The sequence below is a fragment of the Micromonospora chaiyaphumensis genome, assembly GCF_900091435.1.
Classification (GTDB): Bacteria; Actinomycetota; Actinomycetes; order Mycobacteriales; family Micromonosporaceae; genus Micromonospora; species Micromonospora chaiyaphumensis.
Genome location: NZ_FMCS01000004.1, coordinates 105,672 through 122,249 on the forward strand (window position 1 = coordinate 105,672; position 16,578 = coordinate 122,249).

Below are 16,578 nucleotides of genomic sequence, written 5' to 3' on the forward strand. Positions count from 1 at the left end.
GGCACCCCGCGATCTTGTAGCGTGAGGTCGTGGCGCGCAGCGTGTACCTGACCAGCGTGGGATCGGGCGGGGGCAAGTCGACGGTCGCGCTCGGGCTGGCCGAGCTGCTGTCCCGGCAGGTCGAGCGGATCGGGGCCTTCCGGCCGCTGGTCGCCGATCAGCACCCGGACCCGATCCTCGCCCTGCTCACCGAGCGCTACCGGGTGCGGCTGCCGGTCGACGAGCTGCACGGCGCGACCTACGCCGAGGCCTCCGCCCTGGTCGCCGACGGCCGCCGGGAGGAACTGATCGCCCGCATCGTGGCCCGCTACCGGGCCGTCGAGCGGCACTGCCCCGCGGTGGTCGTGGTGGGCAGCGACTTCGCCGACGGGGACGGCGCCGGTCCCCGCGAGCTCGCGTTCAACGCCCGGCTGGCCACCGAGTTCAGCAGCGTGGTGGTGCCCGTGGTCGACGGGTTCGGGCAGCCGCCCGAGGCGATCGCGGCGGCGCTGCGCGGGGCGTACCACGATCTGGAGGACCTGGGCGCGACGGTGGTGGCGGTGGTCGCCAACCGCATGCCCGGGCCCATGACGCTGCCCGAGCTGCCCGTCCCCGCGTATGCCATCCCGGAGGTGCCGACCGTGTCGGCGCCGACGGTGGCCGAGGTGGCGGCGGCGCTCGGCGCCACCCTGCTCGCCGGCGACCAGGCGGCGCTGGACCGGGACGTGCTCGACTACGTGGTCGGCGCGGCGCACGTACCCACCCTCCTGGACCACTTCACCGACGGGGCCCTGGTGATCACCCCGGGCGACCGGGACGACCTGCTCGTGGCGGCCGGCGCCGCGCACGTCGCCGGGCAGGTCTCCCTGGCCGGCCTCGTGCTCACCCTCGGCGAACAGCCCGACCCGCGGGCCATGCGGCTGTTCGAGGCGCTGAACACCGGGCTGGCCGTGCTCTCCGTGAGCAGCGACAGCTACGACACCGTGGCGGCGTCCAGCCGGATCGAGGGCCGGCCCAGCGTCGCGAACCCGCGCAAGGTGGAGGCCGCGCTGGGCGCCTTCGAGCGCTGCGTGGACACCGACGACCTGGCCCGCCGGCTGCGGGTCAGCCGGACCGAGCGGGTCACCCCGCTGATGTTCGAGAACGACCTCATCGACCGGGCCCGGGCGCGGCGCCGGCGGCTGGTGCTGCCCGAGGGCACCGAGGAGCGCATCCTGCGCGCCGCCGAGGTGCTGCTGCGCCGGGGCGTCGCCGACCTGACCCTGCTCGGACGCCCGGACGAGGTGGCACGGCGCACCCGTGAGCTGGGCATCGACATCGGCGACGCGCAGGTCGTCGACCCGGTCACCAGCGAGTGGCGGGACGGGTTCGCCGCCGAGTACGCGAAGCTGCGCGCGCACCGGGGCGTCACCGTCGAACTGGCGCACGACATCGTGGCCCAGCCCAACTACTTCGGCACCATGATGGTGCAGACCGGCCGCGCCGACGGGATGGTCTCCGGGGCCACCCACACCACGGCCGCCACCATCCGGCCCGCCTTCGAGATCATCCGTACCGTGCCGGGCGTCTCCGTCGCCTCCAGCGTGTTCTTCATGCTGCTCGCCGACCGGGTGCTCGTCTACGGCGACTGCGCCGTCAACCCCGACCCGGACGCCGCCCAGCTCGCCGACATCGCCATCTCCTCGGCCGACACGGCCGCCCGGTTCGGCATCGAGCCCCGGGTGGCCATGCTGTCCTACTCGACCGGTGACTCCGGCTTCGGCGCCGACGTGGAGAAGGTCGCGGCGGCCACCAAGCTCGTCCGGGAGCGCCGGCCGGAACTGCTGGTGGAGGGTCCGATCCAGTACGACGCGGCCATCGACCCGCAGGTCGCGGCCACCAAGCTGCCGGACAGCCCGGTGGCGGGGCGGGCCACGGTGTTCATCTTCCCGGACCTGAACACCGGCAACAACACCTACAAGGCGGTGCAACGCTCGGCGGGCGCCGTGGCGGTCGGCCCGGTCATGCAGGGCCTGCGCCGGCCCGTCAACGACCTGTCCCGGGGCGCCACCGTGCCGGACATCGTCAACACGGTGGCGATCACCGCCATCCAGGCCGCCACCGGGGAGGCGGAATGAGCCGGATCCTGGTCCTCAACTGCGGGTCCTCGTCGGTCAAGTACCGCCTCTATGACGGCGAGGAGGTCCGGGACAAGGGCACCGTCGAGCGGGTCGGCGAGCCGGGCGGCGGGCCGGCCGACCACGAGACGGCGGTGCGGCAGATCATCGAGGGGCTCGACCTGACGGGGCTGGCCGCGGTGGGGCACCGGGTGGTGCACGGCGGGCGGAAGTTCAGCGAACCGGTGCGGATCGACGACGCGGTCGTGGCCGCCATCGAGGACCTCGTCCCCCTGGCCCCGCTGCACAACCCGGCCAACCTGGCCGGCATCCGGGTGGCCCGGGAGGCGCTGCCGGACACCCCGCAGGTCGCCGTCTTCGACACCGCGTTCCACCACACCCTGTCCGAGGCCGCCGCCACCTACGCCATCGACCGGGAGCTCGCCGAGCGGTACGGCGTGCGGCGGTACGGCTTCCACGGCACCTCGCACGCGTACGTCTCGCGGCGCACGGCGGAACTGCTCGGCCGCCCGTACGGCGAGTTGAACACCATCACCCTGCACCTGGGCAACGGCGCGAGCGCCTGCGCGGTCGAGGGTGGCCGGAGCGTCGCCACCTCGATGGGCATGTCGCCGCTGGAGGGCCTCGTCATGGGCACCCGCAGCGGCGACCTCGACCCGACGATCATCTTCCACCTGCGCCGCGAGGCCGGCATGGGCGTGGACGACATCGACGACCTGCTCAACCACCGCAGCGGCCTGCTCGGGCTGACCGGGGCCAACGACATGCGCGAGGTGCTGGCCCGCCGGGACGCCGGCGATCCGGCCGCCGCGCTCGCGTTCGACGTCTACCGCCGCCGGATCACCGGGTACGTGGGCGCGTACTACGCCCTGCTCGGGCGGGTCGACGCGATCACCTTCACGGCCGGGGTCGGCGAGCACGCCGCCCCGGTGCGGGCGGCGGCGCTGGCCGGCCTGGACCGGCTCGGCATCGCCGTGGACCCGGCGCGCAACGCCGGCAGCGGCGACCGGGTCATCTCCCCCGACGGCACCGAGGTCACGGTGTGCGTGATCGCCACCGACGAGGAGCGCGAGATCGCCCAGCAGACCCGGGACGTGCTGAACCGCTGACCGGCCCGCCCGGCACCGCCCCGGACCCCTCCCGGTGATCATGAAGTTGACGGCAACGAATCAGGGCAATACGCGCCGCTAACTTCATGATCAACGGCGGCAGGTCGGTCAGCCCAGGGCCAGCCAGGCGATGAGGGCGACCACCACGACGGCGGCCACGCCGATGCCGACGAACAACGGCAGGCGGGAGGGTGTCTCCGCGGCCGTCGCCGCGCTGTCGGGCGAGTCCACGAAGGCGCGGAACTGCGCGGTGTTGCCACTCGGGTCGGTGTAGTTCTCAGCCATGCGCGTGACCCTAGCGAAGCCGGCCGACGCCGATGATCCCGCCGGGCCGGTGGCGCCCACCGCGGTCCGGGCGGTGGAGGCGCGTCGGCCCGGTCGGCGGGGCCGGACCGGCCGCCCGGCCGCCTACCGTGAGGGGGTGAGGGTGCAGCGGCTGGTCGCCGCGCTGCTGGTGGCGCTGGTGGCCGGTTGCGGCCCGGCGGTCGCCGCCACCGACGACCGGGGCCTGTCCCTCGGCCCGGCGCCGCTGCGGCCGTACGCCGTGGGCGTGCGCCAGCTCGTCCTCGACCCCGGCGGCCCTCGCCCGCTACCGGTCACCGTCTGGTACCCGGCCGACCCCGCTGCCCCCATCCCCGCCACCGCCGGCCCGACCGGAGGCGCGGTGGCCGGCCCGAGCGGCGGCGCCGGGCCGGTGCCGCGGCGCGACGCGCCGGTCGCCGCCGGGCGGTTCCCGGTGGTCGTCTACAGCCACGGGCTGCACAGCCTCCCCGAGCTGCACGCCGCGCTGACCACCCGCTGGGCGGCGGCCGGGTTCGTGGTTGCCGCGCCGGCCTACCCGCGGACCAACCTGCGGGCGCGTGACTTCACCCGGGCCGACGTGCGGAACCAGCCCGCCGACGGCTGGCGGCTGATCCGCCACCTGGTCCGCCTCGACGCCCGGCCCGGTGACCCGCTCGCCGGGCACCTCGCGGTGGACCGGTTCGCCGCCGCCGGGCACTCGGCGGGCGGCTTCACCACGGCGGGCATGTTCACCTCGGGCCACTCGCCCCGGCTGCGCGCCGGAATCGTCATCGCGGGCGGCGGGCTGGCCGGCAGCTTCGCCGGCCCGGTGGCGCCCCTGCTCTTCGTGCACGGCGGCGCGGACCCGATCGTGCCCGAGTCGGTCGGCCGGGCTGCGTACGCCCGCAGTCTCGGGCCGGCGGTCTTCCTGGGCCTTCCCGGCCAGGGCCACGGCGAGTACCTGACCCCGGGCCGCCCCGGGTTCGCGCAGGTCCTCGCCACCACCACCGACTTCCTCCGGTGGACCCTCTACGCCGACCGCCGCGCCCGGGACCGGCTGCCCGCCGACGCCCTCCTCCCCGGCCTCACCACCCTCACCACCCGCGCCCTCCCCGCCCGCGCGTCATCCTCTCCACCTCGCCGATCCGGCGGTATCCGCCGAGCTGAAACCCCGCCAGATCGGCGAGCCGGAGTCGATCAAGGGCGGGAACCCTGCCACGTCGGCGAGCCGGAGTCGATCAAGGATGGGAAGGCGGCCGCACACCCCCGCGGCCGGGCGGTAGCCTCGCCCGGATGGACGGGCTGGCCGGGCGGCAACTCGACGCGATCCGCGAGGTGGTCGAGCTGACCGGCGCGGCCGGGATCGCGGTGTGGCTGCGTGGCGGGTGGGCCATGGACTTCCACCTCGGCGCGGTGAGCCGGCCGCACGTGGACGTCGACTGGTACTGCTGGCGGCGCGAGGCCGGCCCGCTGGCGGCCCGGCTGGGCGGGCAGGGCTGGCGCCCCGACCCGCGGATGCCGGTCGAGCTGCAGCTCGAGCTGGTGCGCGGCGACGTCGAGCTGAGCTTCGCGTACCTGGACCGGGATCCGGCGGGCCGGGTGGTGGTCGGGTCCGGGCCGTGGGCCGGCACCCCGCTGCCGGAGGGGATGCTGGACGCGCCACCGGGCCGGATCGGCCCGCACACCGCCCCGGTGATCAGCGTCGCCGCCCAGATCGAGTTCAAGGAGATGTACCCCGTCTGGATGCCCGAGCGGCCACGCCGGGCCAAGGACGCCGCTGACCTGGCCCGCCTGCGCGGGAGCCGGCCGCCGACCGGGTGAGGCGAACGCGTCACGCTGGGTGCGATGCCGGCCGGCCGGCGGGGAGCGCGAGGCACAATCGTGTTCATGCGCCGTCGCCCTGCCGCCCTGGTCACCGCCGCCGCCCTGCTCAGCACGGGTCTGGCCGGCTGTTCGGGCGGGACCGCCCCGGCCGGGCGTCCCGCCCCCGACGCGCCGCCGGTGGCCACCACCCCCGCGCCGCGGGTGCCCGCCGGGCACGCGCCCACCGAGAGCTTCGCGGTCGGCGTACGCCAGTTGAAGCTGAACCGCGACGGCGACCGCCCGCTGCCGGTGACCCTCTGGTACCCGGCGCGGGGCGAGGCCGGTGGCACCGCGGAGCGGTCCGCGCCGGCGGCGGCCGGGCGGTTCCCCGTGGTGCTGTTCAGCCACGGGCTTGGCGGCCGGCCGGAGGACTACCAGGTGCTGCTGACCCGCTGGGCGGCGGCCGGGTTCGTGGTGGCCGCGCCGAAGTTCCCGCACACCGGCGCCGGGGGTGACGGCAACCCGCTCGACGTGCTCAACCAGCCGGCCGACGTGTCGTACGTGCTGACCCAGGTGCTCGCGCTCGACGGCCGGGCGGGTGACCCGCTGCGCGGCCGGCTGGACCCGGAGCGGGTGGCCGCGACCGGGCACAGTGCCGGCGGGGTGACCACGATCGGGCTGTTCACGGCGGGCCGGGACGAGCGCCTGGACGCCGGCATCGTGTTCGCCGGCACGGCGCTCGGCGTCGGCACCGCGTTCGCCGGCGCGGCGGCCCCGCAGCTCTTCGTGCACGGCGAGGCCGACGAGGTGGTGGGCTACGCCGCGGGCAAGGCGGTCTACGACGCGGTGCCCTGGCCGAAGGCGATGCTCAGCCTGCCGAAGGGCGACCACGGGCGGGCCCTGCTCAGCGACGGCAAGGCGCTGCGGGTGGTCGCCGACACCACCGTCGAGTTCCTCCGCTGGACGCTCTACGGCGACGCGGCGGCGAAGAAGCGGCTCCCGGCCGACGCGACCCGCGGCGGCCTGGCCACCCTGGACGACCATCTCTGACCGGTCGCCCAGGGCGGCGGCGCCGGTCAGGCGGTGTGGTCGACGACGACCTTGCCGAAGACGTCACCGGAGTTCAGGCGGGCGAAGGCGTCCTCGATCCGGCTGAACGGCACCACGGTGTCCACCACCGGGCGCACCTCGTGCTCGGCGCAGAACGCCAGGAGCTGGGTCAGCTCGTCGGGGGTGCCCATCGAGGTGCCGAGGATCTCCAGCTGCATGGCGAAGACCCGGCGCAGGTTGACCTTGGGTTCGTGGCCGGCGGTGGCGCCGGAGACCACGATCCGGGCCATCGGGGCGGCCGACTTCAGCGAGTGGTCGAAGGTGGCCGCGCCGACCGTCTCGATGACCACGTCGACCCGCTCGGGCAGCCGGGCACCGGGCTCCAGGGCGGTCGCGCCCAGCTCCGTGATCCGCTCGCGCTTGGCGGCGTCGCGGCTGGTCGCGTACACCCGCTTGCCCAGGGCCACGCCGAGCGCGACGGCCGCCGTGGCCACGCCGCCCCCGGCCCCCTGGACCAGCACCGACTCGCCGTCGCCGACCCGGCCCCGGGTGGTGAGCATCCGCCACGCGGTGAGCCAGGCCGTGGGCAGGCAGGCCGCGTCGGTCGCCGAGAGGCCGTCGGGCAGCGGGAGCAGGTTCATCCGGGGTACGGCCACCCGCTCGGCGAACGTGCCGGGGAAGTGCTCGGAGAGGATGGAGACCCCGCGGGGGTCGCCCCGGGTGGGCACCACCGGGTAGACGACCACCTCGTTGCCGTCCGGGTCGACGCCGACCGCGTCGCAGCCGAGGATCATGGGGAGCTGGTCGGCGGTGAGGCCCACCCCGCGCAGCGACCAGAGGTCGTGGTGGTTGAGCGAGCTGGCCCGGACCTGCACGGTGACCCAGTCGTCCTGCGGGTGGGTCGGCTCGGGGCGGTCGCCGACGGTGAGCGCGGCGAGCGGGTTGTCGGCGTCGAAGGCCGAGGCGAAGGCGGCACGCATGATCGGCACCGTAACAAGCTGAGCGCGCGTTAAGAAGGGGACCTTCCCCACAAAAGCCGTGCGGAGGGCCCCCTTCCAGGACGTTCAGCGGCGGGCGACCCCGTCGCGGCGGGCCGCCTCGGCGACCGCCTCGGCGACGGCGGGGGCGACCCGCGGGTCGAGCGGAGAGGGCACGATCGCCTCCGGCGTCAGCGACTCGGCCACCACGTTCGCGATGGCGTCGGCCGCGGCCACCTTCATCCCGTCGGTGATCCGGGTGGCCCGGGCGTCCAGCGCGCCACGGAACACGCCGGGGAAGGCGAGCACGTTGTTGATCTGGTTCGGGTAGTCGCTGCGCCCGGTGGCGACAACGGCCACGTGCCGGGCAGCCACCTCGGGGTGCACCTCCGGGGTCGGGTTGGCCAGCGCGAAGACGATGCCTCCGGGGGCCATGCCGGCCACCGCCGCCTCCGGGATCTGCCCGCCGGAGACGCCGACCAGGACGTCCGCACCGCGCAGCGCCTCGGTGATGTCGCCCTGCCGCCCGTCGGCGTTGGTGGTCTCGGCCAGCTCGGCCTTGGTCCCGGTCAGCTCACGGTGCCGGCCGATGATGCCCCGGGAGTCGCACACCACCACCTGGTCGGGGTTGACGCCCCCGGCGACCAGCATCTTCGTCACCGCCACGCCGGCCGCGCCGGCGCCGCTGACCGCCACCCGCAGGTCGCCCAGCTTGCGGTTGAGCAGGGTGGCCGCGTTGCGCAGGGCGGCCAGCACCACGATGGCGGTGCCGTGCTGGTCGTCGTGGAAGACCGGGATGGGCAGTGCCTCGTCGAGCCGGCGCTCCACCTCGAAGCACCGCGGGGCGCTGATGTCCTCCAGGTTGATCCCGCCGAACGAGGGGGCGAGGGCCCGCACCGTCGCCACGATCTCGTCCACGTCCTGGGTGTCCAGACAGATCGGTACGGCGTCCACGCCCGCGAACTGCTTGAACAGCACCGCCTTGCCCTCCATGACGGGCAGCGCCGCGCGGGGGCCGATGTTGCCCAGGCCGAGCACGGCGGAGCCGTCGGTGACCACGGCGACGGTGTGCGACACCCACGTGTAGTCGTCGGCGAGGTCGGGGTCGGCGGCGATCGCCTCGCAGACCCGGGCCACACCCGGGGTGTACGCGAGGGAGAGGTCCTCCCGGCTGGTGAGCGGCACGGTCGAGGCGACGGCCATCTTGCCGCCGAGGTGCAGCCGGAAAACGGGATCAGCGGGGTCCGGGGTGGACGTAGGCATCGGTGACTCCAGGATCTGTCGAGCAGACGGACCGGCCGGCTCGGCACGCGCGGTCAGCGGCCAGCGGGGCGGCGGTGCGGGGGGTCACCCGGGCACTTTCCGAGCATAGTCACGCATGCCGCACCAGGGTGTGATCGGGGTCATATCCGACGGGGCCCGCCGGTGACCCGGCCGGGACGCGGCCAGTACCGGAGGACCACCCGCCCGCACACGTCCGCCACCCCGTACGCCCGGGAGTCGTCGGTGACCAGGCCGTTGTCGCCGCGCAGCCACCAGCCCCCGTCCTGCCGGCGGATCGCCCGCTTGACGACCAGCAGGTCGGGGCGGCTGCGGAAGACCGCCACCACCACGTCGCCGGGGCGCACCGGTCGACCCCCGGTACGCACCAGCACGGCGTCGCCGTGCCGCAGGGTCGGCGCCATGGACGGGCCGGTGACCAGGATCGGCACCAGCGGCCCGCGCAGTCGGTGATCCACCGCACCCACGGGGTTTCACCTCCCGCCCGCCGGGGAGCATCTCCAGGAGTAGTGTCGTCTTGGATCATCGCAAACATCCCATGGAGGACCCTGATGCGCCTTCCCCGCATCCTTACGCCCCGTGTGACCGCCAGCGCCCACTGCGACCTGCCGTGCGGCGTCTACGACCCGGCGCAGGCCCGGATCGAGGCCGAGTCGGTCAAAATGATCTGCGAGAAGTACCAGGCCAACACCGACCCGGAGTACCGCACCCGGGCCATCCTGATCAAGGAGCAGCGGGCCGAGCTGGTCAAGCACCACCTGTGGGTGCTCTGGACCGACTACTTCAAGCCGCAGCACTTCGAGAAGTACCCGCACCTGCACCAGCTCTTCAACGAGACCACCAAGCTCGCCGGCTCGGCGGGCGCCAAGGGCAGCATGGACCCGGCCGTCGCCGACCAGCTGCTGCAGAAGATCGATGAGATCGCCAAGATCTTCTGGGAGACCAAGCAGGCGTGAGCCTGCCCGCCCAGGCACCGACGATCCGGCCGGCGCGTCCCGAGGACGTGCCGGCCGTCGTCGCGATGGTGCACGAACTCGCCGACTACGAACGCGCCCCCGAGCAGTGCCACCTCACCGAGGAGCAGCTGACCGCCGCGCTCTTTGGTCCGGCGCCGGCCCTGTTCGGGCACGTCGCGGTCGATCCCGCCGGCCAGCCGATCGGCTTCGCCCTCTGGTTCCTGAATTTCTCCACGTGGGAGGGCGTGCACGGCGTCTACCTGGAGGACCTGTACGTCCGGCCGGCCGCCCGGGGCACCGGCGCGGGCCGGCTGCTGCTCGCCACCCTCGCCGCGATCTGCGTCGAGCGCGGCTACCGGCGGCTCGAGTGGTGGATGCTCAACTGGAACCCGGCCGCCCGCTTCTACGCCGCCATCGGCGCCGCGCCCATGGACGAGTGGGTGCCGTACCGGCTGGCCGGGACGGCGCTGCACGACCTCGCGGCGCAGGCGACGGCAGCCCCCACGCGGCCGGACGCCTGAGCGGGTAGAGTCCCGCACCGGGGGGATGAGGCGTGACTCAACTGACCGGCCAGCCGATGACGGACGACGACATCGTGCACCTCACGGTGCCCGCCGACGGCGGCTACCTGGGCGTGCTGCGCACCGCCACCGCCGGTCTCGCGGCCCGGCTCCAATTCGCCCTCGACGAGATCGAGGACCTGCGCATCGCCGTCGACGAGGCGTGCGCCATGCTGCTCGCCATCGCCACCCGCGACGCCGAGCTGGAGTGCCGCTTCGCGGTCACCGAGGACGCGCTCACCGTCGAGGTGACCGTGCCGACCGTGCGGGGCGCCACGCTCCCCTCGGAGTCGTCCTTCGCCTGGAAGGTGCTCACCGCGCTGACCACCTCGGCGAGCGCCCGGGCCGCCGACGGCCGGGCCACCATCGCCCTGCTCACCCGCCGCGCCTCCGGCTACTGACCGTTCCGGCCCGGCGCGGGCGTCAGTCGAAGCCGAGCGCCCGGTTGGTCGGCGTGCTCACCAGCAGGCCGGCGACGCCGAGGCCGAGCACCATGAGCGGCACACCCAACCAGCCGAGCCCGCCCTGGATCATGTACCAGCCGATCGGCAGCAGCATGAGCTGGAGCACGATGGCCGGCGCCCGGGCCCCGGACCGGCGACGGCCCAGCGCGGCGCCGAGCGCCCAGAGCACCGCCGCCCCGCCGATCGCGAACGCGGTCACCAGCAGCGCCGAGGTCAGGTGGGTCGTGCGTGCCGTCAGGTCGGACCAGATCAGCCAGGCCGCGACCAGGCCGAGCGCCACCGCCTCGGCGCGCAGCAGGAGCACCGCCCAGCGGAGCGTGCCGGGGACCGGCCCGGAGTCGATCGTCACGCGCGACACGATACCCGTGGGTAGGCGCGGTACAGTGCCGCCCATGCGCGCCGTCCTGGTGGTCAATCCGAAGGCCACCACCACCAGCGAGCGCAGCCGGGACGTGCTGGTCCGGGCACTGCGCAGCGAAGTCGACCTCTCGGTGCGGTACACGCGCCGGCGCGGTCACGCCATGGACCTGGCGCGGGAGGCCGCCCAGGAGGGCGTCGACCTGGTGGTGACGCTCGGTGGCGACGGCACGGTCAACGAGGTGGTGAACGGCCTGATGGCCGCCGAGCCGCCGACCTTCCGCACCGGGCAGACCCCGGCGGAGCGGCTGCCGGCGCTGGCCACCGTCCCGGGCGGCTCGACGAACGTCTTCGCCCGGGCCCTGGGCCTGCCGCGGGAGTGGCCGGACGGGACCAGCATGATCCTGGAGGGGCTGCGGCTTGGCCGTTCCCGCACCATCGGGCTGGGCCGCGCCGACGACCGCTACTTCACCTTCTGCGCGGGCTTCGGCATCGACGCGGCCGTCATCCAGCGGGTCGAGCGGGCCCGGAAGCGGGGCCGGGTGTCGACGCCGGCGCTCTACTTCCGCTCGACGGTGAGCCAGTACTTCCTCGCCTCGGACCGGCGGCACCCGTCCATCAGCCTGGAGCGGCCGGGCGAGGCCGCCGAGACCGACCTGGGCACGGTCATCATCCAGAACACCGCGCCGTGGACGTACCTGGGCGACCGGGAGATCAACCCGAACCCGGAGGCGTCGTTCGACCTCGGGCTGGACGTGCTCGCCATGCGTCGGCTCAAGGTGGCCAGCACGGCACGGACGGTGACCCAGTTCTTCGCCCGGCAGCCCGATCCACACGGTCGTGGGGTGCTCCGGCTGCACGACGTCGCGGAGTTCACCCTGCTCTCGGCCCGCCCGCTGGCCTTCCAGCTGGACGGCGACTACCTCGGCGAGCGGGAAAAAGTCAGATTCGCATCCGTCCCTGCCGCACTGAGAGTAATCTGCTAGGTCTCGGGTACTGCCGTCGGTTGACGCGGACCCCGCAACCAAACGAGCGGAGGTCGCCACGCCGACGGAAGGTGCCGGAAATGTCAGCAACGTCACGCAGACCGTACTATATTGATCCTCGACTGTGGCACGCCGGGTAACCAGAGCGCTCTGAAACCCGGACAAAAGGGTGGTGAGCCCGCTCACTGTTCGGAGTTTTTCCGAGCGCCACCCTTGACATCGCGACAGTTCGTGAAAGTATTCACAAGCGAAGTCGTGTTACCGGGGCATTGCCTGGATATGCTCGGCAGGTTGAGCTGTTCCAGCAGGTCCGCGGGTCGCAAGCCTGCTCACGCAGCGCCGAATTGATGGATGCTGACCGTCACCGATCGGCAATGCGGACGCATATAGGAATAGCAACGAAGCGTTATCTGGCCACCCAATTGAGAATGAGGAGTGTTGCCGCCATGGACTGGCGCCACGATGCCGTCTGCCGCGACGAGGACCCGGAGCTGTTCTTCCCGATCGGGACGTCCGGCCCGGCCCTCCTGCAGGTGGAGCAGGCCAAGGCCGTCTGCCGGCGCTGCCCGGTGACCGACCAGTGCCTCCAGTGGGCGCTGGAGTCCGGTCAGGACGCCGGCGTCTGGGGCGGGATGAGCGAGGAGGAGCGCCGCGCGGTGAAGCGCCGCGGCGGGCTCCGGGTGCTGCGCGCTCACTCCGCCTGATTCGCACACACGCCGCACGCCCCGGCCGGGATCCTGGCCGGGGCGTTCTGCTGCCCGGGTCACACCCCGACCGGCACGGCGTCGACCCGCCGCAACACCAGGTCGGCGAGTTCGGGCAGGTCGGTCAGCGGGTCGGCGACCGCGACGGCACCGGCCCGCTCCGCCGAGGCGCGGACCGCGTCGTGGAACAGGCCCGGGGCCAGGAAGTAGGCGGCCACGGCCACCCGGCGGGCGCCCGCCGCGCGGAGCCGGGACACCGCGACACCCGCCCCCGGGGGCGCCGCCGAGGCGTACGACACCTGGCAGGGCACGCCCAGCTCGGCGCCGAGCGCGGCGGCGACCCGCCCCACCGAGCCCCGCGCCCGCGGATCCCGGGTGCCCGCCGCCGCCAGCACCACGCCGTCGAAGCCGCCCGGTCCCGCCTCGGCCAGCCGCCGGCGCAGCCCCGCCAGCAGCCGGGCGTCCACCACCCCGTCCGCCGGCCCCAGCACGTCGGTCACCCGTACCTCGAGGTGCGCGCCATCCGCGCGGGCCGCCGCGACCGCCGCCGGGACGTCGACCTTCCGGTGGTACGCGGCGGTCAGCAGCAGCGGCACCAGCACGGCCCGGGTGTGCCCGGCCGCGGCCAGGTCCCGCAGCACGGCGGCGGGACCGGGGTCGGTGTGGTCCAGCCAGCTCGGTAGCACCGGGACGCCGGGCCGGGCGGCCGCCACGGCCCGGGCCAGCGCCCGCGTCGCCTCGGCCGCCCGCGGGTCCCGGCTGCCGTGCGCGACCAGCACCACCGGCGGCTCGGCGGTCAGGTGTGCAGGCCGCACTCGGTCTTCTCGAACATGGCCCAGCGGCCCGCCCGCGGGTCCTCCCCCGCCCTGGTGCGGCGGGTGCACGGCCAGCAGCCGATCGAGCCGTAGCCCCGGGCGAACAACTCGTTGACGGGGATGTCGTAGCGGGCGATGTAGGCGTCCACGTCCCGCTGGCTCCAGGCCGCGATCGGGTTGATCTTTACCTTGCCGCGCCGCGCGTCGAAGGCCACCACCGGCGTGTTGGCCCGGGTCGGCGACTCGTCCCGGCGCAGCCCGGCGGCCCAGGCGTCGTACCCGGCCAGCGCCCGCTCCAGCGGCTCCACCTTGCGCAGCTGGCAGCAGTCGTCCGGGGACCTGCTGAACAGCCGGGGCCCGTACTGGCCGTCCTGCTGCCCCACCGTCATCCGGGGCCGGATCGAACGCACGGTCACCGGGAGCCGCCGGGCCACCTCGTCGCGGACCTTGAGCGTCTCCGGGAAGTGCAGGCCGGTGTCCAGGAAGACCACGTCGACCCCCGGGGCGACCCGGGAGACCAGGTGGGCCAGCACGCCGTCGGCCATCGAACTGGTCACGCAGAACCGGTCCCCGAAGGTCTCGGCGGCCCAGCGGGCGATCTCCAGCGCGGGCGCGCCCTCCAACTCCCGCCCGGCCCGCTCGGCCAGCGCGCGCAGCTCCTCCGGGTCACGCCGGGCCGGATCGGCCGGGGCCGGCCCGCCGATCCCGACCAGGCCCAGGCCGGTGGCGGAGCGCAGGGCGCTCACCGGGTCACCGCCCGGCTCAGCAGGCCGGTGAACTTCACGGTGAAGACCCGCGCGCAGGCGTGGCACTCCCAGGCGCCGTGCCCGGCCTCGTGCGGCCGCAGGTCCTCCTCCCCGCAGTAGGGGCAGTAGAGAGGCGCAGATCGGGCATCGCTCATCGCAATTCCTCCTCGTCGACCCTGATCACCCAGTTGGCGAAGCTCTCGCCCTCGCTCCGGCCGGCCAGGTAGCGGCGGGCCAGCCGTTCCACGTACTCCGGAAGTTCGTCGGCGGTGGTCTTCAGGCCGCGCAGCTTGCGGCCGAAGCCGGCGGTCTGCCCCGCGGCCATGCCCAGGCCGCCGCCGAGGTGCACCTGGAAGCCCTCCACCTGCCGGCCGTCCGGGCCCACCACGAGCTGGCCCTTCAGGCCGATGTCGGCCACCTGGGTGCGGGCGCAGGCGTTCGGGCAGCCGTTGAGGTGGATGGAGATGTCGGCGTCGAAGTCGCGCAGCCGCTCCTCCAGCCGGGCCACCAGCTCCTCGCCGCGCCGCTTCGTCTCGACGATGGCCAGCTTGCAGAACTCGATGCCGGTGCAGGCCATGGTGCCGCGCCGCCAGGCCGACGGCCGGGCCTCCAGGCCGATCCCGCGCAGCTCCGCCACCAGCGATTCGGTGCGCTCCGGCGCCACGTCCAGCACCAGCAGCTTCTGGTACGGGGTGAGCCGCACCCGGCCGCTGCCGTGCGCCTCGGCCACGTCGGCGAGGCGGGCGAGCTGGGTGCCGGAGACCCGGCCCACCACCGGGGCGGCGCCCACGTAGTTGTTGCCGTCGCGCTGCGGGTGCACGCCGATGTGGTCGACCGGCTTCGCGGGCAGCGTCGCGGCCGGGCCGTCGAGCAGCGCCCGGCCCAGGTATTCCTTCTCCAGCACCTCGCGGAACTTCGCCACGCCCCAGTCGGCGACCAGGAACTTCAGCCGCGCGCGGTTGCGCAGGCGGCGGTAGCCGTAGTCGCGGAAGATGCCGACCACCCCGGCCCAGACGTCCGGCACCTCGGCCAGCGGCACCCAGACGCCGAGGCGCTTGGCCAGCATGGGGTTGGTGGACAGCCCGCCGCCCACCCAGACGTCGAAGCCGGGACCGTGGTCGGGGTGCTCGACGCCGAGGAAGGCGATGTCGTTGGCCTCGTACGGGGTGTCGACCAGCCAGGAGATCGAGGTCTTGAACTTACGGGGCAGGTTCGAGTACGCCTTGTCGCCGACGTACCGGCGGACGATCTCGTCGACCGCCGGGGTCGGGTCGAGCACCTCGTCCCGTGCCACCCCGGCGACCGGGCTGCCCAGCACGACCCGCGGGCAGTCGCCGCACGCCTCGGTGGTCTGCAGGCCGACCGCCTCCAGCCGGCGCCAGATCTCCGGCACGTCCTCGACCCGGATCCAGTGGTACTGGATGTTCTGCCGGTCGGTGATGTCGGCGGTGTCCCGGGCGAACTCCCGCGAGATGTCGGCGACGACCCGGAGCTGGGCCAGGCTCAGCTCACCGCCGTCCACCCGCACCCGGAGCATGAAGAACTCGTCCTCCAGCTCGTGCGGCTCCAGCACCGCCGTGCGCCCGCCGTCGATGCCGGCCCGGCGCTGCGTGTAGAGGCCCCACCAGCGGAACCGGCCGCGCAGATCCTGCGGGTCGATCGAGGCGAAGCCCCGGTGCGCGTAGATGTTCTCGATCCGGGCCCGCACGTTCAGCGGGTCGTCGTCCTTCTTGATCCGCTCGTTGGGGTTGAGCGGCTCGCGGTGCCCGAGCGCCCACTGGCCCTCACCACGGGGCCGGCGGGGAGCCCGGGCGGCCGGCGCCGGGGCGTCGGGCCGGGTCGTGGTGGTGCTGCTGACCGCCATCGCGGCGTCCTCCGTTGTCTGCTGTGCCTGGAAGCGCGGACGCGGCGGCCGGCCCTGGTGAGGGCCGAGGACGGCGGTGTCGGTGACGGCCGGCGCGGAACGCGCCCGAGACGGATGGGTCGGGCGTCGTCAGTGGGCCGGACAGATCGCGCTGCGGACGCGGCCGTAATCGACGTGGCGACGAGCCACGAAGCGGCGGATGACAGCGGCGGTCATAGGCCTCATGCTCCCACAGCCGGTGATGACCGGCCAATGACCGAGTGTGTGATCCCACATCACGGGCAGCGGCGCGTCATCGACGGCGCTCGACCGGCTCCGCGTCCGCCGGCCCGCTCCGGCCTTGGGGTCGGTCGGGGGCAGCGCGGCCTGCCGCCGGGCGGTATGGGCCACCTCGCGACCGCCTTTCGAGCCGACGTCATGAACGACTCAGCGAGCGGCATGCCGCGGGACCGCGGCTGACATCGCCAGCGACTCAGCTCGAAAGGCACCCAGCAGCTGTCACCGAGGTGGCGAGGGGCCGGCACGGCG

The 16,578-nt window shown here is 74.2% G+C and carries 18 protein-coding genes and 1 pseudogene; 10 read left to right on the forward strand and 9 right to left on the reverse strand.

Features of this window, described 5'->3' with window-relative positions:
- Positions 1-29: 29 nt before the first annotated feature.
- Entirely contained in the window at positions 30-2,096 is a 2,067-nt protein-coding gene (gene pta / locus GA0070214_RS12490; protein WP_091262324.1) for a phosphate acetyltransferase, read from the forward strand.
- Complete coding sequence (locus tag GA0070214_RS12495) at positions 2,093-3,205, forward strand: acetate/propionate family kinase (RefSeq protein ID WP_091262325.1); 1,113 nt, start codon at positions 2,093-2,095, stop codon at positions 3,203-3,205. The genes pta and GA0070214_RS12495 overlap by 4 nt, the downstream gene beginning before the upstream one ends.
- Positions 3,206-3,313: 108 nt before the next feature.
- Here the strand turns inward: GA0070214_RS12495 and GA0070214_RS31825 are convergent, their stop codons facing one another.
- Positions 3,314-3,490: a hypothetical protein gene (locus GA0070214_RS31825; RefSeq protein WP_167364261.1), complete on the reverse strand. Its 177-nt coding sequence runs from the start codon at positions 3,488-3,490 to the stop codon at positions 3,314-3,316.
- A gap of 136 nt (positions 3,491-3,626) precedes the next feature.
- Between GA0070214_RS31825 and GA0070214_RS12500 the strand changes: the two are divergent.
- From GA0070214_RS12500 to GA0070214_RS12510, 3 genes and pseudogenes are all read left to right on the forward strand, one after another.
- A pseudogene (locus tag GA0070214_RS12500) lies at positions 3,627-4,604 on the forward strand (alpha/beta hydrolase family protein); the annotation flags it as partial.
- A 176-nt stretch (positions 4,605-4,780) separates the two neighbouring features.
- Positions 4,781-5,308 carry a nucleotidyltransferase domain-containing protein gene (locus tag GA0070214_RS12505; protein WP_091262327.1) on the forward strand — a complete coding sequence of 176 codons (528 nt, stop codon included), beginning with the start codon at positions 4,781-4,783 and terminating at the stop codon, positions 5,306-5,308.
- 66 nt (positions 5,309-5,374) lie between these two features.
- Entirely contained in the window at positions 5,375-6,340 is a 966-nt protein-coding gene (locus GA0070214_RS12510) for an alpha/beta hydrolase family protein (protein WP_091263077.1), read from the forward strand.
- 26 nt (positions 6,341-6,366) lie between these two features.
- On the opposite strand, the gene GA0070214_RS12515 is transcribed toward GA0070214_RS12510, so the two are convergent.
- From GA0070214_RS12515 to GA0070214_RS12525, 3 genes are all read right to left on the reverse strand, one after another.
- Positions 6,367-7,329 (reverse strand): zinc-binding dehydrogenase, encoded by a 963-nt coding sequence (locus tag GA0070214_RS12515; protein ID WP_167364262.1) that lies wholly within the window; start codon positions 7,327-7,329, stop codon positions 6,367-6,369.
- 75 nt (positions 7,330-7,404) lie between these two features.
- Positions 7,405-8,580, reverse strand: a complete 1,176-nt coding sequence (locus GA0070214_RS12520; RefSeq protein WP_091262329.1) for an NAD(P)-dependent malic enzyme — start codon at positions 8,578-8,580, stop codon at positions 7,405-7,407.
- A gap of 140 nt (positions 8,581-8,720) precedes the next feature.
- Positions 8,721-9,065: a S24 family peptidase gene (locus GA0070214_RS12525; protein WP_279615655.1), complete on the reverse strand. Its 345-nt coding sequence runs from the start codon at positions 9,063-9,065 to the stop codon at positions 8,721-8,723.
- An 84-nt stretch (positions 9,066-9,149) separates the two neighbouring features.
- Between GA0070214_RS12525 and sodN the strand changes: the two genes are divergently transcribed.
- The 3 genes from sodN to GA0070214_RS12540 all read left to right on the forward strand — a co-directional run bounded on the left by sodN (position 9,150) and on the right by GA0070214_RS12540 (position 10,515).
- Complete coding sequence (gene sodN, locus GA0070214_RS12530) at positions 9,150-9,554, forward strand: superoxide dismutase, Ni (protein ID WP_091262331.1); 405 nt, start codon at positions 9,150-9,152, stop codon at positions 9,552-9,554.
- 65 nt (positions 9,555-9,619) lie between these two features.
- On the forward strand, positions 9,620-10,075 hold the full coding sequence (locus tag GA0070214_RS12535; protein ID WP_091263082.1) for a GNAT family N-acetyltransferase: 456 nt from the start codon (positions 9,620-9,622) through the stop codon (positions 10,073-10,075).
- Between the two features lie 32 nt (positions 10,076-10,107).
- Positions 10,108-10,515 (forward strand): ATP-binding protein, encoded by a 408-nt coding sequence (locus GA0070214_RS12540; RefSeq protein ID WP_091262336.1) that lies wholly within the window; start codon positions 10,108-10,110, stop codon positions 10,513-10,515.
- 22 nt (positions 10,516-10,537) lie between these two features.
- Here GA0070214_RS12540 and GA0070214_RS12545 read toward each other — a convergent pair whose 3' ends face one another.
- On the reverse strand, positions 10,538-10,927 hold the full coding sequence (locus GA0070214_RS12545; RefSeq protein WP_091262338.1) for a hypothetical protein: 390 nt from the start codon (positions 10,925-10,927) through the stop codon (positions 10,538-10,540).
- Between the two features lie 43 nt (positions 10,928-10,970).
- Here GA0070214_RS12545 and GA0070214_RS12550 point away from each other — a divergent pair, with 43 nt between their 5' ends.
- Positions 10,971-11,921: a diacylglycerol/lipid kinase family protein gene (locus GA0070214_RS12550; protein WP_091262340.1), complete on the forward strand. Its 951-nt coding sequence runs from the start codon at positions 10,971-10,973 to the stop codon at positions 11,919-11,921.
- Between the two features lie 446 nt (positions 11,922-12,367).
- Positions 12,368-12,625 carry a WhiB family transcriptional regulator gene (locus GA0070214_RS12555; RefSeq protein WP_073834718.1) on the forward strand — a complete coding sequence of 86 codons (258 nt, stop codon included), beginning with the start codon at positions 12,368-12,370 and terminating at the stop codon, positions 12,623-12,625.
- 59 nt (positions 12,626-12,684) lie between these two features.
- Here the strand turns inward: GA0070214_RS12555 and GA0070214_RS12560 are convergent, their stop codons facing one another.
- Genes GA0070214_RS12560 through GA0070214_RS12570 form a run of 4 tightly spaced genes read right to left on the reverse strand, consistent with a single transcriptional unit; the run spans position 12,685 to position 16,050 of the window.
- Positions 12,685-13,440: a sirohydrochlorin chelatase gene (locus tag GA0070214_RS12560; protein ID WP_244167689.1), complete on the reverse strand. Its 756-nt coding sequence runs from the start codon at positions 13,438-13,440 to the stop codon at positions 12,685-12,687.
- Positions 13,422-14,186 (reverse strand): phosphoadenylyl-sulfate reductase, encoded by a 765-nt coding sequence (locus GA0070214_RS12565; RefSeq protein ID WP_091262343.1) that lies wholly within the window; start codon positions 14,184-14,186, stop codon positions 13,422-13,424. The genes GA0070214_RS12560 and GA0070214_RS12565 overlap by 19 nt, the downstream gene beginning before the upstream one ends.
- The gene (locus GA0070214_RS31500) at positions 14,183-14,341 is read right to left on the reverse strand and encodes an IS1 family transposase (protein ID WP_139131928.1); all 159 of its coding nucleotides are present in this window, start codon (positions 14,339-14,341) and stop codon (positions 14,183-14,185) included. Before GA0070214_RS31500 ends, GA0070214_RS12565 begins: the two co-directional genes overlap by 4 nt.
- Positions 14,338-16,050: a nitrite/sulfite reductase gene (locus GA0070214_RS12570; protein WP_091262345.1), complete on the reverse strand. Its 1,713-nt coding sequence runs from the start codon at positions 16,048-16,050 to the stop codon at positions 14,338-14,340. The genes GA0070214_RS31500 and GA0070214_RS12570 overlap by 4 nt, the downstream gene beginning before the upstream one ends.
- Between the last annotated feature and the right edge of the window lie 528 nt (positions 16,051-16,578).

Coding starts and splice junctions, on each gene's coding strand:
- GA0070214_RS12495 (WP_091262325.1), top strand. CDS start 2,093: ATGAGCCGGATCCTGGTCCTCAACTGCGGGTCCTCGTCGGTCAAGTAC.
- GA0070214_RS31825 (WP_167364261.1), bottom strand. CDS start 3,490: ATGGCTGAGAACTACACCGACCCGAGTGGCAACACCGCGCAGTTCCGC.
- GA0070214_RS12505 (WP_091262327.1), top strand. CDS start 4,781: ATGGACGGGCTGGCCGGGCGGCAACTCGACGCGATCCGCGAGGTGGTC.
- GA0070214_RS12510 (WP_091263077.1), top strand. CDS start 5,375: ATGCGCCGTCGCCCTGCCGCCCTGGTCACCGCCGCCGCCCTGCTCAGC.
- GA0070214_RS12520 (WP_091262329.1), bottom strand. CDS start 8,580: ATGCCTACGTCCACCCCGGACCCCGCTGATCCCGTTTTCCGGCTGCAC.
- sodN (WP_091262331.1), top strand. CDS start 9,150: ATGCGCCTTCCCCGCATCCTTACGCCCCGTGTGACCGCCAGCGCCCAC.
- GA0070214_RS12535 (WP_091263082.1), top strand. CDS start 9,620: ATGGTGCACGAACTCGCCGACTACGAACGCGCCCCCGAGCAGTGCCAC.
- GA0070214_RS12550 (WP_091262340.1), top strand. CDS start 10,971: ATGCGCGCCGTCCTGGTGGTCAATCCGAAGGCCACCACCACCAGCGAG.
- GA0070214_RS12555 (WP_073834718.1), top strand. CDS start 12,368: ATGGACTGGCGCCACGATGCCGTCTGCCGCGACGAGGACCCGGAGCTG.
- GA0070214_RS31500 (WP_139131928.1), bottom strand. CDS start 14,341: ATGAGCGATGCCCGATCTGCGCCTCTCTACTGCCCCTACTGCGGGGAG.
- GA0070214_RS12570 (WP_091262345.1), bottom strand. CDS start 16,050: ATGGCGGTCAGCAGCACCACCACGACCCGGCCCGACGCCCCGGCGCCG.